We start from the raw sequence: 25162 nt of genomic DNA on the forward strand, positions 1-25162 counted from the left end.
GGCGTACGGTCCCGTTACTCGTCGCCGGCGAGCAGACGGCGGAGCAGGCCCTCGTCGTCGTCGGACAACTCGTTCACGAAGTGGGAGAGCACGGAGGCGCGGTCGCTGCCCGCCTCCAGGACCTTGTGCATGTGCCGGGCGGTCAGCCCCGACTCGTCGGTGACGGGCGCGTAGGCGTAGCTGCGTCCTCGCCGTGAGCGCTCCAGGACGCCCCTGCCGTGCAGCCGGGCGAGCGTGGTGGCGACCGTGGTATGGGCGAGCGGGGTGGCCAGTCCGGTCACCACGTCACCGGGTGTCAGGGGGCCTTCGGCGGAGTGCAGCAGCGCGAGGATCTCGGCCTCCAGTGCACCGTTCGCGCGACGTCCGCCGCCCACCCCGCCCCCTTCTCGCTGATCGCCCAACGCCGTCTTCCCGCCTCGATGGTCTACAGTCTCACTAACTTCTATTCGCGAATAGAAGTTAGTGCCCGTTCGGCCCCCCGCTCGTTCTTCACGAGCCGGGCCCTCCCACAGGATGCCTCATGCCCTCTCCGCCTGCTCGCGGCTCCCCGGTCTGGGCGTTCGCGGTGGGCCTCAGCCGTGTCCCGGCGTGCACCGGCCGCCCGACGTCGTGGCGGGATGGCTCTTCGCGGCCTGCTGGGCGGCGTCGACGGCACTCCTCGTACTCCTGCGACAGCAGCGGGCAGCGGCCCGTGCCGTCCCCCTCCCCTCGGACGAAAGGTGGCTCACGTGAGCGCCATCGGCATTGGACAAGCTGCGATCCTCGGTGTGGTGGAAGGGGTGACGGAGTTCCTGCCCGTCTCCTCGACCGGCCACCTGAAGATCGTCGAGGGGCTGATGGGCGTCCCCGTCGACGACGCCTCCGTCGTCGCCTTCACCGCCGTCATCCAGGTGGGAGCCATCGCCGCGGTCCTGCTCTACTTCTTCGAGGACATCGTCCGGATCGTCGGTGCCTGGGGGCGCGGGCTGCGCCACCGTGACCAGCGTCACGACCACGACTACAAGTTCGCCTGGTGGGTGATTTACGCCACCGTCCCGGTCGTCGTCGTCGGCCTCGCGGCGAAGCCGCTCATCGACGGCCCGCTCGCCTCGCTCTGGGTGGTGGCCGGTTCGCTGATCGCGGGCAGCGCGCTGATGTGGGCGGCCGACCGGATGGGCCGGCACAGGCGCGGTGAGAGCGACGCGACGTTCAAGGACGCCATGCTCGTCGGCTCTTCGCAGATCCTCGCGCTGCTCTTCCCCGGCTTCTCCCGGTCCGGCGCCACCATGTCCACCGGTCTCATCCTCGACCTGGACCGTGTGGCCGCCACCCGGCTCTCCTTCTTCCTCGGGATTCCCGCCCTCACGGGAGCCGGTCTCTACGAGCTCAAGGACGCCGTCGGCACAGGCACGGCCGTCGCCCCTCTCGTCGTGGGGACGGCGGTCTCCTTCGTCGTCGCCTACGCCTCCATCGCCTGGCTGCTGAAGTTCGTCGCCCGGCACAGCTTCAACGCCTTCGTCGTCTACCGGGTCGTCGTCGGCCTGCTCCTCTTCGCTCTGCTGGGCGCCGGGGCCCTGGACGCCTGATCCGCGAACACCCGGTCCGCATCCGGTCCGGGCGCCTCGAACGCCGCACGCCCGCGGCCCGCCGGATCGACACCTCCCCCCTCCCTCAGCACCCAGGAAAGTGACCATGGCACTGGCTCTCGGCCCGCACTGGATCGACCCCGACCACCTGATCTCGGCCTTCGGACTCATCGGCGTCCTCGCCATCGTCTTCGCCGAGTCCGGCCTGCTGATCGGCTTCTTCCTGCCGGGCGACTCCCTGCTGTTCACGACCGGGCTCCTGGTGGCCGGGAACGAGTACCTCACCCAGCCGCTCTGGCTCGTCTGCCTGCTCGTCGCCGTCGCCGCCGCCCTGGGGGACCAGGCCGGGTACCTCATCGGCCGCAAGGCCGGACCGGCACTCTTCCGCCGCCCCGACTCCCGGCTGTTCAAACAGGAGAACGTCGAGAAGGCGAGCGCCTTCTTCCAGAAGTACGGTCCCCGCTCGATCGTGCTGGCGCGTTTCGTGCCGGTCGTCCGCACGTTCACGCCGGTCGTCGCCGGGGTCAGCGCCATGGACTACCGCACGTTCGCCACGTTCAACGCCGTCGGCGGCACGGTCTGGGGAGTCGGCGTCACAGTGCTCGGCTACTTCCTCGGACAGGTCGCCTTCGTCAGGGCGCACATCGAGCTCATCCTGATCGCCATCGTCCTCGTCTCCGTCCTGCCGATCGCCTGGGAGTACCTGCGCGCACGGCGGACCGGCCGGGCCCGGCGCCCGGACGTTCGGTAGCACGCCCGGTGGGCCGTGGGGGCGCCGTCAGCGGGCGACCGTGCCCCGGGCCTCGCCCACCTCGTGGCTCATGTGGGCGAGGCCCGTGACCGCGACGCCCATGGACAGCGACACGGCCACGGCGACGACGAGCGCGAGCGACCGGGGCCGGAGCGCGGAGCGCGAGGGCGGTGCGAGGAGGGCGGCGACCCGTCGCGGTACCGGACCGGACGTCGCCCCGGGAGCCAGGTGCGGGCGCATGGATTCCCCGCCGTTCTGTCCGGCCAGAGCGGCCCGCGCCACCGCGCGGGCAACCAGCTTGCGGTCCCCGAGGATCCGCGCCGCCGCCTCGTCGGCCGCACGCTCGGCGGCGAGCCGGATCACCCCGCGCACGGCGCGCAGGGCGGGATGGCAGTGGGCCGCGAATTCCGCGACGGCGAGGAAGTAGTGATGCCGACCCGCGTTGTGGGCGCGCTCGTGCGCGAAGAGGACCTCCCGCTCCGGGGCTCCCAGGAGGCGCAGCATCGAGGTCGTCACCACGATGCGGTTCGGGCTGCCGGGCAGCGCGTAGGCGTCGGGGTGGGGAGAGTGGACGACGCAGAGGTCACCGGCCATCGGCAGGGACGCGGCCTGCCGGTGGGCCGCCCTGAGGGAGCGCCCGTGCCGGACGGCGGCCCGTCCGAGGGCGAACGCGCCGAGCGCGAGCGTCCCGGACGACACCACGGCCGCGCCGACGACCATGGGCGGCGAGGGCGTGCAGAGCGGGTGGACGAGGTGCCCCATCCGCGCGAACGCGGGTACGAGCAGCAGGCCGGTCAGGCTGAGGGCACCGAGGGAGACCACGCTCGCGAGGGCGAGCGCCAGCGCACCCGCCGTGAGGATCCACAGCGCGGTGGCCGGGCGGGCCCACGCCATCACACGGTTCGCGGCCGGACCCAGCAGGAACGGCAGCAGGAGCGGCACAACGAACAGTGGAGTCAGCACCAGACGTCCTTCGGGTAGGGCAGGGCCTCACGCGGCGTGTCGTGTGTGTGCCCGGATTGCTCGGTCGTCGGCGACCGTCCGGACAGGACGCCTCTGCGCTCCACTGACCGTGTCCGGATGTCCGTTCGGCTCTGCGATCGTCGCACCACAAGTTACCTGCCCCGCCGAGTCGCCCACCCCGCGCGGCCGCCCGGCCGAAACGCTTCCCGGCGCCGCCTCCCCGGGGCGCTGCCCACTCCGCCCGCCTGCCGGGGCCGGGACCGTAGCGGGAACAGCCATGGGAGAAGATGGGAACGTCCACGACGGCCGACCGATGCGGCCCGCGGGATCGGGAGGCGACCGGACCGGGCCGGACAACCGTCGCGCCCGAAGGCGCGGCCGCGCCGGTGACGGCACCAGCAGACCGTTGCGGAGAGAGGACAGTGCCATGGCGGACACCGAAGGCGAGCGCCGGCCGGCGGGTGAGCTCGAGAGCAGCGTTCTCGCCGCGCTCTGGGCTTCGGAGAAGCCGCAGACCGCCGCCGAGGTCAGGACGGCCATGCCGCAGCCGCTCGCCCGGACCACGGTGGCCACCCTGCTGGGCAGGCTCCACGACAAGGGCGTCATCGGGCGCACTCCGGCGGGCCGCGGGTACGCCTACTTCCCGCTGGAGGACGCGCACGGGCTGACGGCGCGGCGCATGCACCGGGAACTCGATCAGGACGGCGACCGCAGCACGGTGCTCGCCCGGTTCGTGGACGGCCTCAGCCCGCAGGACGAGGCGGAGCTCAGGCGCCTGCTGGACGAGGACGCCTGAGCCTGCCGCTCCGTGGGAAGCGCCGAGCGGCTTCCCGCACGGCGCACCTCGGTGCCCGCCGCGAGGAGCCGCCCGGCGCTCTCGTCCGTACGGTTCACGCCCGCGCGGTACGTTCCGTTCCGGCGCCTTCTTCCTTCTTTCCGCCGGAGCGCGACGGGCCGGCGGGGGCGAAGAAGACCGCCAGTGTCGGGACGAGGTAGAGGACCCAGACGACGACCTGCACGACGGTCGGGTCGGGCTGGAAGTTGAAGATGCCCTTGAGGAGGGATCCGTACCAGCTGTCGACCGGGACCGCGGTGTGGATGTCGAAGGCGAGGCTGTTCAGCCCGCCGATGAAGTCGGCCTCCTGGAGGTCGTGCACGCCGTACGCGAGGACCCCTGCGGCCACGACGACGAGCATCCCGCCGGTCCAGGTGAAGAACTTCGCGAGGTTGATCCGCACCGCGCCGCGGTAGAACAGGTAGCCGATGACGACGGCGGTGGCGAGCCCCAGGAGCACTCCGATCAGGGGGCGGTGGGTACCGTCGCTGGAGGCCTGGACGGAGGCCCAGACGAACAGCGCGGTCTCGAGCCCTTCCCGGCCGACCGCGAGGAAAGCGGTCACCACCAGGGTGAAGGTCCCCATCCGGAGGGCAGCGTCGAGCTTGCCGTGCAGTTCGGTCCTGAGATGACGGGCGGTGCGCCGCATCCAGAACACCATCCAGGTCACCAGGCCCACCGCGATGATGGAGAGGGAACCACCCAGGGCCTCCTGCGCCTGGAAGGTCATCTCCTGCGACCCGTAGGTGAGCGCGCAGCCGAAGCCGAACGCGATCAGGACGGCGACGAGGATGCCGGTCCAAACGGGCCGCAGAGCGTCCCGTCGCCCGGTCTTCACCAGGTAGGCGATGAGTATGCAGACGATCAGGCTGGCTTCCAGGCCCTCTCGTAGCCCGATCAGATAGTTGCCGAACATGCCGTCGTCACCTTCTTGTTCTCCGTGGTCTTCATGGCGGGGCCGGGTCGGTGGCCCGGGTGGTCAGGTGTCGAACAGCGTGCGGCCCCACCAGTCGTGGGTGTCGCGGACGCCGGGCGGGATCGCGAACAGGGCCGAACCGACGTGCTGGATGTATTCGTTGAGCGCGTCGTGCCGGGACAGCTCCCGCTGGAGCGGGACGAAGCCTTTGCGCGGGTCCCGCTGGTAGGCGAGGAAGAAGAGGCCGGCATCGAGTCTGCCGAGGCCGTCCGTGCCGTCGGTGAAGGAGTAGCCCCGGCGCAGGATGCGGATGCCGCCGTTGCTGTCGGGGTGGGCGAGCCGGACGTGCGCGGTCGGCTTCATGCCCTTGAGGAACGGCGTGGCCCGCTCGGTGGTCTTGCCCGCCGGGGCGCCCACCTTCTTGTCGCGGCCGAAGACGTCCTCCTGCTCGCCGAGCGGAGTGCGGTCCCAGGTCTCGATGTTCATCCGGATGCGCCGGGCCACAAGATAGGAGCCGCCCGCCATCCAGGGGGCGCCGTCCTTCCCGCTCGCCCAGACGTGCTGGTCCAGTGCCCCGGTGTCCGTACCGGAGATGTTGCTCGTGCCGTCCTTGAATCCGAAGAGGTTCCGCGGGGTCTGCGCGTCGGGCGTGGTCGACGAGGTCTTCCCGAAGCCGAGTTGGGACCATCGGATGGCGACCTTGCCGAAGCCGATCCTGGCCAGGTTGCGGATCGCGTGCACCGCCACCTGCGGATCGTCGGCACACGCCTGGACGCACAGGTCGCCGCCGCCGCGCGCGGGGTTCAGCTGGTCCCCGACGAACTTGGGCAGGTCCGCGAGCGCGTCGGGCCGTCGGCCGTCCAGGCCGAACTTGGTGAACAGGGAGGCGCCGAACCCAACGGTGAGGGTGAGCTGAGACGGTTCCAGCCCGAGCGCCTCACCGGTGTCGTCGGGGGGCGCCTCCGGGATGCCGCCGTAGGCGCCCTCGCCGACGGTCCGGCCCTGCGTCATCCGGGCCGCCGCCCGCGTCCAGTCCTTGAGGAGTTGGACGAAGGCGGCGCGGTCCTCGGTGGTCACGTCGAACGCGGCGAAATGGAGCCTGCCCTGGACCGGAGTCGCGATCCCGGCCTGATGCGTGCCGTGGAACGGCACGGCGCCGCTCCCGGTTTCGTCGTCCGCCGGACGGGAAGCGGCCAGCGCCGCGGCACCGCCCGCCGCGGCGGCGCCGACGACCAGGCCTGCGCCGCCCCAGCCGAGCAGCGCCCGGCGGGAGGGAGAGACGGACGTGCTCTCGTCCTCGGTCATGCCCAACCCTTTCGCGGGGCCCGGGGGCCCGTGTTGCTTCGGTTCACGTGCCGTGCGCGACTGGCGCGCCCGGAACGAGGTGGTACGGGTGACGGAGCGCGGCCCCTACTTGACGACGGCCGCGGCGAGCTTGGAAACCGGCTCGGCCAGGGCGTTCACGGCGTCCGAGAGCCTCTTCCGGTCGGCGGTGGAAACCTTGTCGTAGGAGGCGAACTCGTACGACGAGGGGTCCTGGCGGTACTGGTCGAGGAGCTTGTCGACGTTCGCGAACTGAGTGTCCAGCTCGGTCGTGAGCGCCGCGTCGTTCTTGGCCGCAGTGGACTTGAGGAGGTCGTACGCCTTCTCGGCGCCTTCGATGTTGCCCTTGAAGTCGACGAGGTCCGTGTGCGAATAGCGGTCCTCCTCGCCGGTCACCTTGCCGGTGGCGACCTCGGTGAGCAGGTCGTTGGCACCGTTGGCCATTGATGCGGGCGTGATCTCCGCCTTGCCTACACGGTTCTGCCAGTCCGTCAGGTCGCCCAGGAGCTGCGCGGCCAGCTTCCTGTCGTCGTCGGTGATCTTCTTGTCCTCCCAGAGGGACTTCTCCAGCTTGTGCCAGCCGGTCCACTTCTGACCGTCCTCCAGACCGTCGGCACGGGTGTCGACCAGCGGGTCGATGTCCCCGAACGACTCGGCCACCGGCTCGGTGCGCTCCCAGCCCAGACGGGACGGCGCGTACGCCTTCTTCGCCGCTTCCAGGTCACCGGCCTGCACGGCGTCGGTGAAGACCTTCACCTTCGGGATGGTCTCGTCGGCCTGCTCCTGGGCGTAGGCACGGTAGGCGGCGACCGCCTTGTCCGCCTCGGGGTCGCGCTTCGCCGCGGAGGTGCCGGTGACCTTGAGCGGCTGCCGGAAGCCCTTGCCGGTCATGCCGGGGACACAGGCCACCTCGTAGGAGCCGGCCTTGAGTTCACCGGTGACCGTGTGGGAGGTGCTGGGCCCGATGTTCTCCCGCTCCGCCGCGATCCGCCCGTCGGGGTAGAGGATCTCCACCTCGGTGACCTTGGAGCCCGTGCTCTTGATGTCCAGCACCACCTTGCCCGCCACCACGGACGTCGAGGAGGTCTCGCACGCACTGTCGCTCGCGGTCACCTTGACGGTCTGTCCGCCGTCGGCCTTGGCGTCGCTCTTCTCCGTGCAGGCGGTGAGGGCGGCCAGGCCGACCACGGCGGCGGTCACGGTCATGGCGGAAAGGCGGACGGTACGCATGTCGGGTCTCCTGGGATCAGGGAAAGGTCATTCGGCGCCCGCGTCCTGGATCCGAACCGGCGATCCCATGAGGTGAGGCTGACCTAACTTAGCCCCCGGAACCGATCCCGATCGGCCCAATCTCCTGTGACATGAGCCTCATTGAAGCTCTCGACTCGTCAACGAACGCGCGGTTCACCACGCTTTGCCCCAGGTGAAGTCAAGGAAGAGCAAAGTATCGTGTGGTATAGGACCCACCGCACCCCAACAGGGCATGCCACACAACGGAGTCGGCACCCCTCGAACCGTCGCGGGCGAGGCTCCGCAGCCTGCGCCGACCGGTCCCGGGCAGGGATCGACACCGTTGGTCTACTGAACTGTAGACGATACCCGAGGGGTGCGCCGGGGCCACCGAGCCGACGAAGCCTCGGGAGCGGAAGGACGACGGGCTCCGCGCGGGCATGGCGGGCAGCCCGGCCGTTCCCCCGGAAACGAAGCTCGCGGGCCGGGATCCGGTCGGCCGTCCCGGGCGCCACGGTGCGGTCGGCCCACGCCCCGGCCGGGAGCCGGTCGGGCCGTCCCCGGCTGCGGCGCGGTCGACCCGTGACCACCGCACCCCTGCGCCCCGACCGTCCGCGCACGACACACCCTGACTCCCCGGGACGCACACGGCTCCGGGCGGCCTGGCGCGGCAGCGTCGCCGGCTGCGGCACTACCCCCTGGAAGTCCTGACTCCGTTTCCGGTCCGGCAAGGCAACTCGCGAGGCCCCTCGGGATGATCTCCAGGCCGACGTCGGGCCTCTCCTCGGAGGAGTCCGTCACCAACAGCCCGGACAGGGCGCGCTGATGAGGGAAGTCCGCCGTCGGCAGGGAGGCGAAGGGCGGGTTGGGGCCGGGGAATCGCGAAGCGGCCTGCCCACGCTCCGGGTCCCGGCCGAACCGGGAGTCTCGGTCTCGGCTCCGGCGGAGCAGGGTTGCGCGAGGAGGGTCTGCCCGGTCGCACGGTGCGCGGGGTCCGGCCGGGACGGTACGGGGACGCCGCCGGGGCCGTGCCGGGTTCACACCCCGGAGGGCAGAACGTCCGCGCGGCAACTGGACCACACTGGGGCCCGCTCGACGCGAGCCATGACCGAGGTGGCCTCGCCGGATGGCGGATGATCTTCCTGATCAACCTGCCGCTCGGCGCCGCGGCCTTCCTGTGCGCCCTGCGCCACCTGCCCCGGACCCAGGCCGGCGACAAGCCCCGCCTGGACATCCCCGGCATGCTCCTGGTCTCGCTCGCCGCGCTGCTCGTCATCTTCCCGCTGGTCCAGGGGCGCGAGTACGACTGGAGGCGGGCTCGGCATCCGGCACGATGACCGCCGTCCAGCAGCTCGGCGGCGCCTTCGGAGTGGCCGTCCTCGGCACCGCGTTCCTTCGGCCCGCTGGGCGGCTCGATCGCCGGTTCCGTCGACCACCGGGGGGACGGTCTGCGTGACCGGCTCAGCGCCGTCCACGTCACTCCCGCGGCCCAGGCCCGTGTCGTCGCGGATCTGCGCCACTGCGCCGCGGACCGTGCCGTCGCCAAGGACCCCGCCGCGATCCCTTCCTCCTGCGCCTCTCTGGAGAAGGACACCCGCTCCCCCGCCACGCCCGTCCCGAGCAGAACCCCGCCCACTGAGACGGCGCCTGGCCGAGCCGCCGCTCCACCCCGGCGGTCGGCAAGGCGCCACTCCCTCGGGATCGCCCCGGGACGGGCGCGTCGGGGCAACAGTGGCTCGCGCACGAGCCTGTCGAGGAACAGGTGCGACGCTTCGTCGAGCAGATCACATCCCAGCCGCCCGCCGCCGTGGGAGCGCAGCGGGCTTCTGACAGCGCCCCGGGCGCCCCGTCCATCAGGTCGCCCGGGAAGGGAAGTTCAGCTCCGCCTCCTCAGCGACGGACCAGGGCCAGCACCTCGTCGCGCAGGGTCCGCATGGTGTGCGGGTCGCGGGCCTCGGCGTTGAGGCGCAGGAGCGGTTCGGTGTTGGAGGGACGGAGGTTGAACCACCAGTCCGGGCCGCTCACGGTGAGGCCGTCGAGTTCGTCGAGGGTGGCCCCGTCGCGGTCGCGCCAGGCGGTACGGACGGCGGCGAGGCGCTCCGACTGGTCGGAGACGGTGGAGTTGATCTCTCCGGAGGCGGCGTACCGGTCGAAGCGGCGGGTGAGGGCGGACAGGGGGCCGTCCTGTCCGCCGAGGGCGGCGAGGACGTGGAGGGCGGCGAGCATGCCCGTGTCGGCGTTCCAGAAGTCGGCGAAGTAGTAGTGCGCGGAGTGCTCGCCGCCGAAGACGGCGCCGGTGCGGGCCATTTCGGCCTTGATGAAGGAGTGGCCGACCCGGGTGCGGACGGGTGTGCCGCCGTTCTCCCGGATGACCTCGGGGACGGACCAGGAGGTGATCAGGTTGTGCAGCACGGTCGCGCCGGGCCTGCGGGCGAGTTCGCGGGAGGCGACGAGCGCGGTGACGGCGGACGGTGAGACCGGCTCTCCGCGTTCGTCCACGACGAAGCAGCGGTCGGCGTCCCCGTCGAAGGCGAGCCCGAGGTCGGCGCCCTCGGCGAGCACGCGGGCCCGGAGGTCGACGATGTTGGCCGGATCGAGGGGGTTCGCCTCGTGGTTCGGGAAGGTGCCGTCGAGCTCGAAGTACATCGGTACGACGTCGAGCGGCAGCCCCGCGAGGACGGTCGGCACGGTGTGGCCGCCCATGCCGTTCCCGGCGTCCACCACCACCTTGAGCCGCCTGATCGCGGTGAGGTCGACGAGGCCGAGCAGGTGGGCGGCGTACTCCCGCAGGGTGTCGCGGTGCGTGAGGGTGCCGGGGCCGGCCGGCGACGGCGCGGGCGCGCCGGTGTCGGACCACCGCTCCACCAGCGTGCGGATCTCGGCGAGGCCGCTGTCCTGGCCGATCGGTGCCGCTCCGGCCCGGCACATCTTGATGCCGTTGTACTGGGCCGGGTTGTGCGAGGCGGTGAACATCGCACCGGGCAGGCCGAACGCGCCCGAGGCGTAGTACAGCTGGTCGGTCGAGCAGAGGCCGGTCTCGGTGACGTCGGCGCCCTGGGCCGTGGCTCCGCGTGCGAAGGCTCGCGCGAGGCCCGGCGAGGTGGCGCGCATGTCGTGGCCGGTCACGAGGGCGCGCGCCCCGGTGACCTGGACGAACGCGGCGCCGAAGAGCTCGGCCGTGGTGTCGTCCCACTGGTCGGGTACGACGCCGCGCACGTCGTACGCCTTGACGAGCCCGGAGAGGTCGGTGCGGGGGGCGGGTTCAGTGGGCGCGGCCATGGCCGTCTCCTTCGGGGGACTGCGGATCGGGGGCGTCGAGGAGCCACACGGCGGTGTCGGGCGGGATCGCGTCGCCGTCGAGCGGGCCGCTGGCCAGGACCGGGCGGCCGGTCACGCCGAGGGTGGTCCAGGGCAGGGGCCGGTCCGCGAGGTTGACGACGCAGGTCAGGCCGGAGCGGCGGAAGGCGAGGCAGGGGTCGCCGGGCGCCGAGTACCAGTGGGGCGGGGCCGTCGGGTCGGACGCGGGGTGGGCGCGGCGCAGGCGCAGGGCCTTGCGGTACAGGGCGAGCGTCGAGTCGGGGGCCTTTTCCTGGGCTGCGACGGTGTGGGGTGCCCAGTCGTCCGGTTGCGGCAGCCAGGTGCGGTCGGCGCTCGCGGTGGTGAAGCCGTACGGGGCACGGTCGCCGGACCACGGCAGCGGCACGCGGGAGCCGTCGCGGCCCCGGTCGGTGTGGCCGGAGCGCTCCCACAGCGGGTCGAGGATGCGGTCGTCGGGGACGTGGGCCTGCGGCAGGCCGAGTTCCTCGCCCTGGTAGAGGTATGCGGAGCCGGGCAGGGCGAGCATGAGCAGGGCTGCGGCCCTCGCGCGGCGGGCGGAGCCGAGGCGGGTGACCGGGCGGACCGCGTCGTGGCTGGAGAGCAGCCAGGTGACGGCCCCGCCGCCGGGGGCGGAGAGTGAGGCGTCGATGACGCGGCGCAACTCTCCCGGTTCCCAGGCGGCTTCCAGGAAGGCGAAGTTGAAGGCCTGGTGCATCTCGTCGGGCCGGGTGTAGCGGGCGAGCCTGGCCGGGTCGAAGACGGCGGACTCGGCGACCATGACCCGCTCGTGCGGGGGTACCGCGCCGTCCGGTGCCGGGTGGGTGTCGAGGAGGGCGCGCCACTCGCGGTAGAGCGGGTGCAGTTCCTCCTGGTCGTAGTAGGGCATGAGGTGGTTGCGCAGCGGGTCCTGGTGCTGTCCGGGTCCGGCGTCGGGAAAGCCCTCGGCCTTGAACAGGGCGTGGGCGACGTCGACGCGGAAGCCGTCCACCCCTCGGTCGAGCCAGCGGGTCAGGATGCCGGTGAAGGCGTGCCGCACCTCGGGAGAACGCCAGTTGAGGTCGGGCTGCTCGGGTGCGTGGAGGTGGCAGTACCACTGGCCGTCCGGTACGCGGGTCCACGCGGGGCCGCCGAAGGCCGACTGCCAGTCGTTGGGCGGGAGTTCACCGTGCGGCCCGCGGCCGGGGCGGAAGAGGTAGCGGTCGCGCGCGGCGGATCCGGGTCCTGCCGCCAGCGCCTCCCGGAACCAGGGGTGCTGGTCGGAGGTGTGGTTGGGCACGAGGTCGACGATGAGCTTGAGGCCCAGGTGGTGGGCGCGGGCGGTGAGTTCGTCGAAGTCCTCGGGGCTGCCGAGGTCGGCGGCGACGCCGGTGTGGTCGGCGATGTCGTATCCGCCGTCGGCGAGCGGCGAGGGGTAGAACGGCGTGATCCAGACGGCGTCGGCGCCGAGCTCCGCGATGTGGTCGAGCCGGGCCGTGGCTCCGGCGAGATCGCCGGTGCCGTCGCCGTCGGAGTCGGCGAAGGCGCGCGGGTACAACTCGTAGCAGACGGCGTCCTGCCACCAGCTCATGAGGACTCCTGGAGGTGCGGTGGTTCGGTGGGGCGCGGGGCGGTGCCGGGGCCGGGTACGGGCTGTTCGGTGCCGGTGTCGGCGGCGAGGGTGGCGGCCTCGGCGACGGCGACGGCGGTGAGCCCGGCGAGCGCGTCGGCGACCGGGGTGCCGCCGTCGCGGGCGACGCGGACCAGGTCGGCGACGGCGGCGCGGACGCTCTCGCGGTAGGCGTGGGGTTTGCGGGCCTCGCCGCCGAGGTCGAGGACGGCCCGGACGTGGTGCGGCACGGTGCGTACCTCTCCGCGTCCGCTCGCGGGGGCCGAGCTCCCGGCGTCGCGTTCGACGCTGACCGTGACGCGTTCGCCGCCGTGCGGGCGGAAGCCGTCCACGTGCAGCAGCGCGGCGGCCCGGCCCGGGAGACCTTCCCAGGCCCGGGCGCCCGCCTCATCGGTCCAGGCCGAGATCTCGGCGCGGACCGGGATCCAGCCCTCGACCCTGGTCTCGGCGAATCCGTGGTCCAGTCGCATCGACTGGCGTTCGCAGCGGTGGGCGTGGGTGAAGGAGTGGAGGTGGGAGGCGAGGACGCCGCCGGGGTGGAGGACGTCGGCGCTGACCATGTCGACGGGCCCGCCGGGCCGCCGTACGGCGGTCGCGCGCACGCTCACCGGGTCGGAGCCCAGCAGGGCGCGCGCCGCGTCGAAGAAGTGGACGCCGTGCTCGACGAAGATGCCGCCGCTGTGCTCCCGGTCCCAGAACCAGTGGCCGGGGCCGAGGTCCTGGTCGGAGGCGTCGTTCTCGAACATGAACCGGCGCGGGGCGGCGAGCAGCCCCTCGGCCATGAGCCGTTCCAGGGCGCGCAGCAGCGGGTTGTAGCGCAGGACGTGGTCGACGACCAGGGCCCGTCCGGCGCGTTCGGCCTCGCGGACCACGGCGCGGGCGTCCCGCACCGTGGTGGCGAGCGGTTTCTCGCAGAACACGTGCCGGCCGGCGCGCAGTGCGGCGGTGGCCATCGCGGCGTGCGTGGCCGGCGGGGTGGCGATGGCGACGGCCGCCACGTCCGCGCGTTCCAGCAGCTCTTCCAGAGAGCCGAACGCGGGGACGCCGTGCCGCTCGCCGAGCACCCTCGCTCGTACGGGGTCGGGGTCGGCGACAGCGGTCGGGCGCAGCCCGGGGAGGCCGGCCACGGCGTCCAGGACGTAGGTCCCGAAGCCACCGCAGCCGACCAGTCCGAGGCCGAGGGCGGCCGGCGCGGAGGTCATGCGGTGCGCTCCAGGAGGGCGACGCCGATGTGGGCGTCGGCCATGCCGTAGAAGACGTACAGCTCGCCGTCGATCTCCTCGATCGCGGTCGGGAAGACGACGTTCGGGACGGTGCCCGAGCGCTCCTCCTCGGTCTCGGGCGCCATCAGCGGCTCGTCGGAGCGGGCGAGGACCCTGGCGGGGTCGGCCGGGTCGAGGATCATCGCGCCGGCCGCGTAGGAGACCTTCTGGTTCTGGGCGAAGGGGTCCTCGATGTGGCCGGAGACGCCGTGGTGGATGAGGAGCCAGCCCTCGGGCACGCGGATCGGGGCGGGGCCGCCGCCGATCTTCAGGTCCTCCCACGGGTACGCGGACAGGGCGACGAGCCGGTGGTCGCGCGGGCGGGTCAGGGCGCGGATGTCGGCCTCGACCTCGGCGACGGGCACGTACGAGATCCAGATGCCGGGCCGTTCGTCGGTGATGCCGGCGGGCAGATGGACGCCCTCGCCGGGGCGGAACCAGCCGAGGTCCCACATCGGGCGGTGCAGCATGGCGTACGCCGGCTCGCCGTCGGGGCCGGGTACGGGCTCCGGGAAGTGGACGACGTCCTTGTTCGGGAAGAGGTTGAGGTCGGTGTCGAGGTCCGGCTGGTAGGCGAACTGGATCGGACCGAGGCGGGTCCACTCGGTCAGGTTCTCGGACACGGCGAGGGCCGGCTTGGGGCCGAGGGGGCCGAAGGCGACGTACGACATGACGTGCTTGCCGAGGGAGGGGACCCAGGTGACGCGGGGGTCCTCGACGCCGGCGTTGTTGGTGCCGCGCTCCCAGCCCTCGTCGGGTGCGAGGACGACGCCGCGCCGCTCGACGCCGCTGGGGACGCCGTCGGTGAAGGTGACCTCGGCGAGGCCGACGCGGGAGACGTTGCCCTCGGCGACCAGGCGCGGCAGCAGGTGCAGGCGGCCGTCGGGGGTGCGTCCCGACGCCGGGTTGAGGACTCCCTCCGCTTCGTCGGCCTCGCCGGGCAGCGGGGACATGACCAGGCCCTTGCGGACGAGGCGGTACGGGATGGGCGAGGTGGTGCTGGTGGTGCTCATGCGGGGATCAGCCCTTTACTCCGGAGTCGATGTCGGTCGAGGTGAAGTGGCGCTGGAACAGGAGGAACAGGGCCACTGCGGGGGCGGCCAGCACACAGGCGCCGGCCAGCAGGGCACCGGTCGGGTTGGCGACCGTGCCCTGAAGGTTGGACAGGAAGCTGGCGAGGGAGACCGCCAGCGGTTGCATGTCGGCGTTCTTGGTGACCAGGAACGGCCACAGGAACTCGTTCCAGGGTCCGATGAAGGTCAGCAGCATCGCCGACAGCACGGCGGGCCGCGCCATCGGCAGCGCGATCCTCCACAGGATGCGCAGTTCTCCCGCGCCGTCGAGGCGGGCGGCCTCGAAGAGGGACTGCGGCAGCTGGAGGAAGAACTGGCGGAAGAGGAAGACGGCCGTCGAGTTGATCGCGAACGGGAGGATCATCCCGAGGTAGTTGTCGCCCAGTCCGTAGTCGCGGACGACGAGGACGTAGAGCGGCAGCGTCAGGAGCTGGAAGGGCACCATCTGGACGAGCAGCAGCGAGGCGAAGACCGTGCCCCGGCCGCGGAAGTGCAGCTGGGCCAGTGCGTAGCCGGCGAGCACCCCGAAGACGAGGGTGCAGAGCAGGACACCGATGGTCATGATCCCGGAGTTGAGCAGCGAACGGCCCAGCGAGATCGCGCCGTCGACCGCCGTGTAGCTGCTGCCGGTGAGCCCGGACGGCACGGCGGAGGACAGGTCGCCGGTGGTCGTCTTCCGCAGGGAGCCGACCACCATGTAGTAGAAGGGGAAGAGGAAGGCGACCGCGCCGAGCGAGAGAACGGTGTACTTGGCGGCGGTCCCCCAGGGGCGGCGCCGGCCGGCCTGCCCGGCACGGTCCGGCAGGTCCGAGGAGGGCCGGCCCGTCACCGGGGTGACCGGGGCGGAGGCGGGGTGCGAGGCGCTCATGTCAGTTGCCCCTCTCGGAGAGTTTGCGTGCGACCAGCGAGATGACGAGGACGAAGGCGACCAGGACCACGCCCAGTGCGGCGGCGAAGTCGGGGTGCCCCTGTTCGATGCCCTTCTGGTACATGAGCAGGACGGGCGAGGTGGAGGCGTGGTCGGGGCCGCCGCCACCGGTCAGCAGGTAGGGCTCGCTGAACAGGTTGGCGCCGGTGATGATCGCGTAGATCAGCACGAGGGTCGTGGCGGGCCGTACTCCTGGCACGGTCACCGCGAAGAACTGCCGTACCCGGCCCGCTCCGTCGACGGAGGACGCCTCGTACAGCTCCTTGCCGACGTTCTGGAGGGCGGCGAGGTAGAGCATCACGAAGAAGCCGAGCTGCTTCCAGGTGACGAAGAAGGCGATCATCGGCATCGCGAGATGCGAGTTGACCAGCCATGAGGGATCCGGGGCGTGCGAGCCGAGGATGTGGTTGACGAAGCCGTCCGAGCCGAACAGGAACTGCCACACGGCGACCAGCGCCACGCTCGCGGTGATGTACGGCAGGTAGTAGGCGGCACGGAAGAAGGCGCGGAAGCGGATCTTCGCGTTGAGCGCGGAGGCCAGCACGAGCGACAGGATCACCGTGAGCGGCACGTTGATCACGAGGAAGACGGCGATGTTGAGGAAGGCGCGGCCCACGACCGGGTCGGTGAAGACGTCCCGGTAGTTGGAGAGCCCGACCCACGGTGAGTCGACGTGTGTTCCGGGGGCGGTGAAGTAGAAGCGGTGGACGGAGATCCACAGGGTGTAGACCATCGGGACCGCGAAGACGAACACCAGGAAGAGGACGTACGGGGTCACGAAGAGCGCGCCGGTCCTGGAGCGGGCCCGCCGGTGGCGGACTCCGGCCGCCTTGCCGGAGGCACCCCCACCGATGGAGACGGTGGGGGCCGGGCTGGGCCCGGAGGCCGTGCCGGGGCCGGCGGTAGCGGTCGCGGTCGCGGTGGGACGGAGCTTCGTCATGACGGGTCTCCGTACTCGTCGAGCAGCTTGGATATCTTGTCCGAGGCCTTGCGCAGTCCGGTTCCGGTGGGTTCCTCGCCGAAGACGACGGACTTCGTCCACTCGTCGCGGAACGCCTGCCAGATGTCGACGGAGCCCGGCACGTTGGGGACCTCGACGACGTGCTGGGCCTGCCGTGCGAACGCCGTGTACACGGGCTTCTTCGCGAAGAAGTCCGGATAGCGGGAGGTCAGGTCCTCGCGCATCGGCATCTGCCCGGTCGCGTCGAGGAACTTCCCGTCCTGCTGGGCGGAGGTGGCGAACTTCAGCAGGTCCCAGGCGGTGGCCCGGTTGCGGCAGGCGCTGAACATGGCGGCGGACTTCTCGTCGCTGAAGGAGTACGTGTCGTCCGGCGACGTCCCCGCGGCGGTCGGTACGGGGGCGACGCCGATGTCGACGCTGTCCTTGTACGCGGCCACCGCCCAGGGCCCGACGGTGGCCATGGCGGCCTTCCCGTCGTTCACGGCGTCACCGGGATACGCCTCCTGGGGCGCCAGTTTCTCGGCGTACATCGTGCGCCAGAAGGCCGCGGCCCGGCGGCCGGCCGGTGAGTCGAACTGCGGCTCGCCGTCCTCGATCAGCTGCTTGCCGCCGCTCTGCGCGGCGAAGGCCGGGTAGAAGTCGTTCCAGGACTGGAAGAACTCGCTGCTGGGCGCGGGCCAGATCGCGGCCTTGGCCGCGCCGCTGTGCACGAGGGTGCGGGAGGTCTTCAGGAACTGGCTGTAGGTGGCCAGTTGCGGGTGTTCCGGATCGAGACCGGCCTTTTTGAAGATCTTCTTGTTGTAGAGGATCATGATCGGGTTGCTCTTCCACGGCAGTTGGTAGAACTTGCCGTCCTGCGACGTGTACTGGTCGGTGAGCCCGCCGCCACGCTGCTGGATGTAGGCGTCGCCGTCGGGGAAGTCGCTGAGCGGTACGAGACCGTTCTGCTTCTGGAAGGTCGGCACCGAGGCCGGCGCGGTGTTGAAGACCAGGCAGGCACTGGTGCCCGCGATGATCGAGGCGCTGATCGCCTCCTCGGACGTCTTGCCCGCCGGGATCTGCTGGGCGGTGACGTGCTGGTCCGGATGGCTCTTGTTCCAGGCGGCGACCATGCTCTCGCCCCAGGCCACCTCCTGGGCGTTGTTGGACAGCCAGACCGTGATGGGGCCGCGCGCGTTCGCCGCGGTCACCCCGTCCGGGGCCGACCGGCCGCAGGCGGTCGCGGCACTCGCGAGGGCGAGTACGAGCAGCGAGTACGCCGTTCTCCTCAGCATGCAAACTCTCCGAACTGTTCACGCCCGGCCTCGTCGCCGGACGCACATTCCTTGCCGCGCCCCACCGGGCCGCCGGCCCGGCCGTCAGACGCGGGGCGCCGGGCCCACCGAGGCGCGGGGGACGAACTCGGCGGGCGGCAGCACGACGTGCGCCACCTCCTCGCCGGCCAGCACCCGGTCCAGGGCGCGGGCCGCCGCCTCGCCCCAGCCGCGCGCGTCGGCGCGGGCGGAGGAGAGCGGCGGGTGGGTGTAACGGGTGAGGCTGGTGTCGTCGTAGCCGACGACGGAGAGACGTTCCGGTACCGGAACGCCCAGCTCCTGGGCCACGGACAGCCCGGCCATGGCGGCCAGGTCGTTCCCGTAGACGATCGCGGTGGGCGGTTCGGGGAGCGACAGCAACTCGCGGGTGGCCCGCGCTCCGCCTTCCGCCGTGAAGCCGCCGGGCCGCACGGGCCCTTCGGGCAGGCCGAGGGAGTGCAGCGTCTCCTGCCACGCCGCCCGGCGCCGGTGCGCGTGGCGGAACTCCTGGGGCCCTTCGACGTGGGCGACGCGCCGGTGTCCCAGCTCCGCCAGGCGCCGTACGGCTTCCACGTAGGCGGGCCGGTCGTCGAGGCTCACCGAGCTGAGGCCGTCGCTCCACTCGCTCTGCCCGACCACGACGGCCGGCAGTCCGAGCCGGTGCACAAGGCCGGGGCGGGGGTCGTCGTGGCGCAGGTCGGTGAGGAGTACCCCGTCCACCCGGCGGTCGGCGGCCAGCCGTTCGTACACGGACTGCTCGCGCTCGGGGGTGGTGAGGTGCACCATGAGCCCGTCGCCGCGTTCCCCGAGGACCATCTCGACGCCCGCGATGAACGCGGGGAAGAACAGGTCGGCGCCGATGAGGTCGGGCTCCCGGGCGAGGACGAGGCCGAAGGCCCCGGCCTTGCCGAGCGAGAGGGCCCGCGCCGGGCGGCTCGGTGTCCAGCCGAGTTCGGCCGCGGCGGCGAGGATGCGCGCCTTGGTCTCCTCCGCGATCCCGGGTCGGTCGTTCAGGGCGAACGAGACGGAACTGCGCGAGACACCCGCACGCCGCGCGACGTCGTCGATGGTGGGCCTGCGGGCCATGGCGCGCCTTCCGCTCTCCGCCTTGCCGGCAAGCGGGCAAAGGGGGTTGAAGTGGTTCCGATCGACCATCCGGCCTCTAAACCGGTTTAGGTGATCAACTGGTCATCACTAAACCGGTTTGAATCGACAGCGTCAATGGGTTGAGGAATGTGATCTGGGCCCTACCGGAACGGCAGGGCTTTCCGGTATCGCACGCGCCACGCGCGCGGAAGCGTCGGCCCCGAAAGGGAGTCGTCCTTCGCTGGCCTGCCGGGCGAGGAAAGGGAACACATCACCGCGGTCGGGCGCTCGACAGCGCGAGGACGCGGCCCGGATCGCCACGATGACCAGGGCCGTCCGCCCGGCGCCCGGGGGGGAGAGCGAGGTGTCGGGGCGGATTCACCGGACGTCACCCATGGGACATCAGGCCTCCTGCCCTTCGCCCGTGCCCGCCCTGCCGCCGGTCGACACGAACCGAGGGCGCACCCCGCCCCCTGCCCGGTTCCTCCAACCTGCGGACGCACGGGGGGTGTTGACGTGCCCCTGAAGGGAGTGGTGCCGGGGGGACGGGACAACATCGCTACGGCGTGGCACCTCTTGTCGGCCTGTGCTCCGGGAGCTGCCGGGAGGTGGGAAAGCCGCTCTCAGTAGCCGGGGCTGCGCTCGATCATTGCCGTACCGCGGTTGACCGTCGAACCCGCTGCCTTCATGGTGTCGGCGGTGTGCTGTTCGTTGCTTCAGGAAGGCAACCGCAGCATCCGGTCGGCCTTGCGTCCCGGCCCCGGGGTCAGGGCTCGGCGTGGTCGGCGCGCGTCCGTCTGCTCAAGTCGGTTGCCCCTCGGAGCCCTTGCGTCTCCCCCGCAGGTCCGGCCGTTCTTCTCCTCGCGACCAGCTCCGACCCGTTGCGATGCGCGGGCGGATCGCCGTATGGTCGCGCGGGCGATGATGATCGCTACGGGGATGTGACCGGTGGGCATCGCGAGGTCCTCGGGCCGATGGCCGGCAACGGGCCGGGGCGGAGCCGGTGCGGACCGAGCACCCGACCGGTCTGCGGACCCTCCGCCCGGACGGCATCCCGCTGGTCGTCCGCGACTCGCCCGGGTGCCCGGCGACCTCGGTCGTCGGGCCCGAACCCGGAGACCGGGCGGCGGACCGACGTCGTCCTGGTCTCCTCCGGCACCGCCGTCCCGGGCCGGGCGGCCGTCGTCCTCGTCGGAACGACTGCGGCGGCCCCGCCTCCCGACGGACGTGGCCACCCGGTCGGCGGGCCGGACCGTGCCGACGGCTCGGCTTCCGCCGCCACGTCGCGTCCCGTCGACAGCTGTTCGCGGCCGACGCACCGGTCACCGCACACACCGAACAAGGAGAGATCGTGCCCACCCACCCGCTCACGTCGGACGACAGTGAACTCGGCCCGCTCCACCATGCTTTCCCCTTCGATCCCACCCACGGACACGACCTGCCGCGCCTCCTCGCGGTGGGGGCCCCACAAGGACCGGACGACTTCGCCGACTTCTGGCGGGAGCGCCACGCGCGTGCGCTGAGCGTCGCCCCGGAGCCCCGGATCGAGGGCCCCTGGACCACGGTGGACGGCGTGCGGGTCGCCGACGTCTCGTACACGTCGACCGACGGGGTCCGCATCGGGGGCTGGTTGACCGTCCCGGCCGAGGGCCGCGTGACGCAGGGCTGTGTGTCGACGCACGGTTACGGAGGCCGCGAGGCCCCGGATTCCTGGCAGACCCCGCCGGAGACCGCGACCATCTGGCCCTGCCTGCGCGGGCTCGGCACGCGGAGCCTGCTGCCCGGCGTGCCCTCGCATTCGGCCGGGCACGTGCTGCAGGGCATCGGCGCCCGGGAGTCGTACCTCATCGGCGGCTGCGTGGCGGACGTCTGGTGCGCGGCCACCGCACTGCAGCAACTCGTGCCCGAGGCTGCCGGCCGGCTGACCTACCTGGGCACGAGCTTCGGCGGTGGCATCGGGGCGTTGGCACTTCCCTGGGACGACCGTTTCCATGCCGCCGGCCTGACGGTACCGACCTTCGGGAACCATCCGCTGCGGGTGACACTGCCGTGCACGGGCAGCGGGGAGTCGGTGCGTACGCGGCTCGCGGAGGACCCCTCGGTGCTCGACGTCCTGGCGTACTTCGACGCCGCGACCGCCGCCCGTCACCTTCGCGTCCCGGTCCACGTGGCCGCCGCCCTCTTCGATCCGTCGGTACCTCCACCGGGGCAGTTCGCGATACACAACGCGCTGGCCGGGCCGCGGGAACTCCTCGTCCTGCGGGCGGGCCACTTCGACCACCCGGACGAACCGGCCGAGACGGCGGCCCTGGAAGAGGCCCAGCGACGCTTCCTGTCGGCGGCGGGCCGGGCGGAGGCGTCGCACCCCACCGCCTGACCGCCTGTCACACGACCGGGGCCCGCCAGGCTCTCCGGGTCCGGACGCCCGGACGTCCGCGTCCTGTGACCTGGCGGTTCCGCGGCGCCGTCGCCCGCTCCCCCGCGTGCTGTCGCCGGCCCGTCGCGGAACCGCCCCGGTCGTTGATTCCAGGTACGGGCGGCGATCATGCGCGATATGCTGATGCAGATAGTGCAAGCCGTTTGCAGAAAGAGGAGGGTCATGGCTACGCGGGGGACTGATGCCGGGACGAACCAGAGCGTCGAACGAGCGGTATCGGTGCTGCGCGCACTCGATTCCGGTCGCCCCGAACTCCGTGTCTCGGACGTCGCCGAGCTGACCGGACTGGGCTCGTCGACCACCTCTCGCCTGCTGTCCACGCTGGAACGCCTCGACATGGTCGAACGCGATCCGGTCAGCAACCTCTACCGGCTCAGCCTGGGCCTCCTCCCCCTCGCCGCCACCGCCACCAACCGCCACCCCGTGCACCGGGCGGCCCGTATGGTGCTCCAGGGCCTCGCCACCCGCACCGGGCTCGGCGCCAACGTGGCCGTACGCCGCGGTGGCGAGCTGATGTTCCTGTGCAATTTCGAGGGCCCCCGCGCCCCCAAGTCCTACACGCAGGCAGGGCACACCGCCCCGCTGCACGCCACGAGCATCGGCAAGTGCCTGCTCACCGGCCTCTCTCCCAGGGAGCGTCGCAGGCTGCTGGGCGATCCCCTGGACGCGCACACCGAGTACACGACCACCAGCCACGACCTCCTCGACACCGAGATCGAGACCGTCCGGCGCACCGGGTACGCCATCGAGGCCGAAGAGCGCGCTCTGGGCCGCGCGTCCCTGGCCGCGCCCGTCCGTGACGCTTCGGGGGACGTGGTCGCCGCCATCTCGCTGTGGGGTCCGGCCTCGCTGCTCGGGGAGCACTCCGACACCGAGGGGCAGCGTCTCGCCCTCGTCCGCGAGGTCATCGAGGCCGCCGACGCCATCAGTCAGGCACTCGGCGCGCTCTGACGCGCACGGCGAAGGGGGCCGGTGGAGGCCGATCGGCCTCCACCGGCCCCCTTCGCGTGCCGTTACGCGCCGTACGCCTTGAAGGCGATCACGTGCGTGTGCCGTGCCCCGTGCGTCGCGTCGACCACGAGCCGCAGGGCCCGGGTGCGTACGGGGCCGCCGTCCGCGGCTTTCAGCGCGTGCACGCGGTGGCGGCGCCGGTTGTCCGTCACCGTCAGGAGCGTGTGCCACGTACCGGCGGCGTCCCGGCTCTGGACGCGGTAGTCGCGTACGAGTTCCGGCATCACCTCGTAGGGGGTGCGGTGGCGGTGCAGGTTGTTGAGGTACTCGTCGACGTCGTCGTCGAACACCAGGCGCGTCTCGGTGAGTTCCTGCTCGTCGTGCCAGTCGAGACGGAGCCACTCCTCAGTGCCCTCCGGTGCGGAGGACCACATGTTCGGGCCGCCGTAGGGCCGCTGGTATCCGCCCACGGCCCGTTCGGGGAGGAACGCCGTGGTGCCGGGGGCCGCCCGGAAGGCGAAGGTCTGGCGCCGCAGACCGCGGGCCTGCCATTCCAGGACCAGCTGGCCGTCCTCCTCCGGGATGTCGTGGTCGACGGCCGCGTCTCCCTCGGCCTTCCTGCGCAGGGCGAGGACGCCGTCGGTGCGCCCGGGGAGCAGGACCAGGGCCGTGTCCGGGCAGGCCCGGACGATGAGGATCGCGTTCCGGGGGGTGTCGGGGCGGTGGCCGAGGTGGGCCGTGACCCAGTGGGGACCGCCGGACGGGACGGTGGTCGTGGTCGTGAGGAGACGGTCGGCGGGGACCGCGTTCTCGGGGGCGCCCGTGCCCCACAGTTCCACGGTGAGTTCGCGGGTGTGGCCGTCCGGGGCGCCGTGGACCAGGAGGTCCACGGTGTCGAGGGCGGGGTCCACCGGCAGGAGAAGGGCGAGGTCGCGGGTGAGGGGGTACGGGGTGCCGGGCTCGTCCCCGGTGGGCTCGGCGGCCAGCAGGGCGAGGTGGGAGGAGGCGCTGACGCGGGCCGTGCGTGCCAGGTTGCCGGGGTCGTCGTCGGCGACGCCGATCACGGAGGCGTCCTGGCGCAGCAGGGTGCGGCGCACCAGGTCCGGTCGCTCCGTGGCGAGTTCGCGCGGTGTGAGGCCCTCGGCGACGCACAGGGCCGCGGCGGTGCCCGCGGCCTCGCCGAGTGTCGCGCAGGTGGCCATGACGCGGGTGGCCCCGAAGGCGATGTGGGTGGCGGAGATGTTCCGCCCGGCGAAGTGCAGGTTCGTGACGTTCGCCGAATACAGGGAGCGCAGCGGGATGTGGAAGATGCCGTCCGCGTAGCGTTGGCGGGCCCCTGGTTCGTCGGCGTACATCCCCTGGACGGGATGGAGGTCCACGGACCAGCCGCCGAAGGCGATGCGGTCGGGGAACTGGCGCTGCTGGAGGATGTCCTGCTGGGTGAGGACGTGGTCGCCGAGGAAGCGGCGGTACTCGCGCTTGCCGGGGAGGCTGCCGACCCATTCCAGGGTGAGGTTCGCGGCGTCCGGGAACGCGCCGGAGTTCTTGATGTGGTCCCAGATGCCCATGATCACGGCCTGGAGCTCGTCGCGGATGCGTTCGTTGTCGTGGACGGTGTCGAGTTCGCCGCCCCACTCGACCCACCAGTAGTCGCAGCCGTTGTCCCCGGTGCGCAGGATGCGGTTGCGCAGGATGGGCGTGGTCGACAGGTCCTTGGCGTAGGCGGGCGGCACGAACTTCGCCGGCGCTCCCGTGTCCCTGCTGTGGAAGAGGATCGTCGAACCGAGCAGCGCCCGGTCGGCCTCGGGCGGCGCCCAGGGCTCGCCGAACTCGGCCTGTGCCTCGCGGCCTATGCGGTAGTGGGCGCCGGCCAGGTGGCCGAGCAGGCCGTCTCCGGTGCAGTCGAGGAACTGGCGCGCGTGGAAGGTGATGCGGCGCTCCGAGCCCATCATCCAGCCGGTGCAGGAGTGCACCTCGCGGCTGTCGTCGGGGCCGGTCGCCTCGACCTCACGCACGTCGGTGTTGAGGTAGAGGTCGATGTTGGGTTCCGCGCGGACCGCGTCGAGGACGACCTGGTCCCAGTAGTAGGGATTGCCCTCGGGGTTGCGGTACTGGTTCTCGGTGTAGAGCTCGCCCATGATTCCGGTCTCGCGGGCCCAGCGGTGCACGCCGTGTGCGGAGGCGCCGCAGACCCAGACGCGGATCTCGCTGCTGGCGTTGCCGCCCAGCACGGGCCGGTTGTTGACCAGGGCGACGCGTCGGCCGAGCCGGGCCGCGGCGATGGCCGCGCAGGTCCCCGCCAGTCCGCCGCCGATCACGGCGATGTCGTAATGGACCTCTTCTTCCCGCACGTGCGGCCTCCTCGGTGTGGTGCTCGGACACTCCCCGCAACAGCGGAGCGGGTCTGAACGTACATCACATCCATATTGTGCAACCACTGTTCAGCCAGTGGGATTCGTTGTAAGTTCCGTTGCGGCCACCGGTCCCGTTGCCGCGCATCGACGTGCGCATTCGGAGCAGGGGGCGCGAGTCCGCCGGTCCTCCACAGAACCGGCGATTCACCGACCAAAAGGGTTGACTCCATCGCACGATATGGAGAACGATCCCGCATGCTGCAACTTGTATTCACTGGAGCAGGGTTGGCGTTCACACAGGGCCCCGGCGC

The 25162-nt window shown here is 71.8% G+C and carries 20 protein-coding genes; 6 read left to right on the forward strand and 14 right to left on the reverse strand.

Annotated elements, in window-relative coordinates; genetic code table 11:
• Positions 1-14 precede the first annotated feature (14 nt).
• Complete coding sequence (locus ACFZAX_RS12975; protein WP_390961262.1) at positions 15-374, reverse strand: BlaI/MecI/CopY family transcriptional regulator; 360 nt, start codon at positions 372-374, stop codon at positions 15-17.
• A gap of 354 nt (positions 375-728) precedes the next feature.
• Between ACFZAX_RS12975 and ACFZAX_RS12980 the strand changes: the two genes are divergently transcribed.
• Positions 729-1565: an undecaprenyl-diphosphate phosphatase gene (locus tag ACFZAX_RS12980; protein ID WP_390961263.1), complete on the forward strand. Its 837-nt coding sequence runs from the start codon at positions 729-731 to the stop codon at positions 1563-1565.
• Between the two features lie 106 nt (positions 1566-1671).
• A complete protein-coding gene (locus tag ACFZAX_RS12985; RefSeq protein ID WP_390961264.1) occupies positions 1672-2316 on the forward strand; it encodes a VTT domain-containing protein in 645 nt (214 codons plus the stop codon).
• A 27-nt stretch (positions 2317-2343) separates the two neighbouring features.
• On the opposite strand, the gene ACFZAX_RS12990 is transcribed toward ACFZAX_RS12985, so the two are convergent.
• A complete protein-coding gene (locus ACFZAX_RS12990; protein ID WP_390961266.1) occupies positions 2344-3279 on the reverse strand; it encodes a M48 family metalloprotease in 936 nt (311 codons plus the stop codon).
• 427 nt (positions 3280-3706) lie between these two features.
• Between ACFZAX_RS12990 and ACFZAX_RS12995 the strand changes: the two genes are divergently transcribed.
• Positions 3707-4075 (forward strand): BlaI/MecI/CopY family transcriptional regulator, encoded by a 369-nt coding sequence (locus ACFZAX_RS12995; RefSeq protein WP_390961268.1) that lies wholly within the window; start codon positions 3707-3709, stop codon positions 4073-4075.
• 94 nt (positions 4076-4169) lie between these two features.
• Here ACFZAX_RS12995 and efeU read toward each other — a convergent pair whose 3' ends face one another.
• The 3 genes from efeU to efeO all read right to left on the reverse strand — a co-directional run bounded on the left by efeU (position 4170) and on the right by efeO (position 7583).
• Entirely contained in the window at positions 4170-5030 is an 861-nt protein-coding gene (gene efeU, locus ACFZAX_RS13000; protein ID WP_390961269.1) for an iron uptake transporter permease EfeU, read from the reverse strand.
• A 63-nt stretch (positions 5031-5093) separates the two neighbouring features.
• The gene (gene efeB / locus ACFZAX_RS13005; protein WP_390961270.1) at positions 5094-6335 is read right to left on the reverse strand and encodes an iron uptake transporter deferrochelatase/peroxidase subunit; all 1242 of its coding nucleotides are present in this window, start codon (positions 6333-6335) and stop codon (positions 5094-5096) included.
• Between the two features lie 105 nt (positions 6336-6440).
• Positions 6441-7583, reverse strand: a complete 1143-nt coding sequence (efeO, locus tag ACFZAX_RS13010; RefSeq protein WP_390961271.1) for an iron uptake system protein EfeO — start codon at positions 7581-7583, stop codon at positions 6441-6443.
• Between the two features lie 1133 nt (positions 7584-8716).
• Here efeO and ACFZAX_RS13015 point away from each other — a divergent pair.
• Positions 8717-8920, forward strand: a complete 204-nt coding sequence (locus tag ACFZAX_RS13015; protein WP_390961272.1) for a hypothetical protein — start codon at positions 8717-8719, stop codon at positions 8918-8920.
• 553 nt (positions 8921-9473) lie between these two features.
• On the opposite strand, the gene ACFZAX_RS13020 is transcribed toward ACFZAX_RS13015, so the two are convergent.
• From ACFZAX_RS13020 to ACFZAX_RS13055, 8 genes are all read right to left on the reverse strand, one after another.
• Positions 9474-10862: a phosphomannomutase/phosphoglucomutase gene (locus ACFZAX_RS13020; RefSeq protein WP_390961273.1), complete on the reverse strand. Its 1389-nt coding sequence runs from the start codon at positions 10860-10862 to the stop codon at positions 9474-9476.
• Positions 10846-12468 (reverse strand): alpha-amylase family glycosyl hydrolase, encoded by a 1623-nt coding sequence (locus ACFZAX_RS13025; protein ID WP_390961274.1) that lies wholly within the window; start codon positions 12466-12468, stop codon positions 10846-10848. Before ACFZAX_RS13025 ends, ACFZAX_RS13020 begins: the two co-directional genes overlap by 17 nt.
• Complete coding sequence (locus ACFZAX_RS13030) at positions 12465-13709, reverse strand: Gfo/Idh/MocA family oxidoreductase (protein WP_390961275.1); 1245 nt, start codon at positions 13707-13709, stop codon at positions 12465-12467. Before ACFZAX_RS13030 ends, ACFZAX_RS13025 begins: the two co-directional genes overlap by 4 nt.
• Complete coding sequence (locus tag ACFZAX_RS13035; protein ID WP_390961277.1) at positions 13706-14782, reverse strand: glycosidase; 1077 nt, start codon at positions 14780-14782, stop codon at positions 13706-13708. Before ACFZAX_RS13035 ends, ACFZAX_RS13030 begins: the two co-directional genes overlap by 4 nt.
• A gap of 7 nt (positions 14783-14789) precedes the next feature.
• On the reverse strand, positions 14790-15710 hold the full coding sequence (locus ACFZAX_RS13040; RefSeq protein WP_390961279.1) for an ABC transporter permease subunit: 921 nt from the start codon (positions 15708-15710) through the stop codon (positions 14790-14792).
• A gap of 1 nt (position 15711) precedes the next feature.
• Complete coding sequence (locus tag ACFZAX_RS13045; protein ID WP_390961280.1) at positions 15712-16710, reverse strand: ABC transporter permease subunit; 999 nt, start codon at positions 16708-16710, stop codon at positions 15712-15714.
• Positions 16707-18005 (reverse strand): extracellular solute-binding protein, encoded by a 1299-nt coding sequence (locus ACFZAX_RS13050; RefSeq protein ID WP_390961281.1) that lies wholly within the window; start codon positions 18003-18005, stop codon positions 16707-16709. The genes ACFZAX_RS13045 and ACFZAX_RS13050 overlap by 4 nt, the downstream gene beginning before the upstream one ends.
• Before the next feature lie 84 nt (positions 18006-18089).
• A complete protein-coding gene (locus ACFZAX_RS13055) occupies positions 18090-19109 on the reverse strand; it encodes a substrate-binding domain-containing protein (protein WP_390961283.1) in 1020 nt (339 codons plus the stop codon).
• Between the two features lie 1351 nt (positions 19110-20460).
• Between ACFZAX_RS13055 and ACFZAX_RS13060 the strand changes: the two genes are divergently transcribed.
• Both ACFZAX_RS13060 and ACFZAX_RS13065 read left to right on the forward strand, forming a co-directional pair.
• Complete coding sequence (locus ACFZAX_RS13060) at positions 20461-21486, forward strand: acetylxylan esterase (protein ID WP_390961284.1); 1026 nt, start codon at positions 20461-20463, stop codon at positions 21484-21486.
• Positions 21487-21708: 222 nt separating this feature from the next.
• Positions 21709-22497: an IclR family transcriptional regulator C-terminal domain-containing protein gene (locus ACFZAX_RS13065; RefSeq protein WP_390961285.1), complete on the forward strand. Its 789-nt coding sequence runs from the start codon at positions 21709-21711 to the stop codon at positions 22495-22497.
• Between the two features lie 62 nt (positions 22498-22559).
• Here the strand turns inward: ACFZAX_RS13065 and ACFZAX_RS13070 are convergent, their stop codons facing one another.
• Complete coding sequence (locus ACFZAX_RS13070; protein ID WP_390961286.1) at positions 22560-24848, reverse strand: FAD-dependent oxidoreductase; 2289 nt, start codon at positions 24846-24848, stop codon at positions 22560-22562.
• Positions 24849-25162 lie beyond the last annotated feature (314 nt).

Source organism: Streptomyces sp. NPDC008125, assembly GCF_042957125.1.
Taxonomy (GTDB): domain Bacteria; phylum Actinomycetota; class Actinomycetes; order Streptomycetales; family Streptomycetaceae; genus Streptomyces.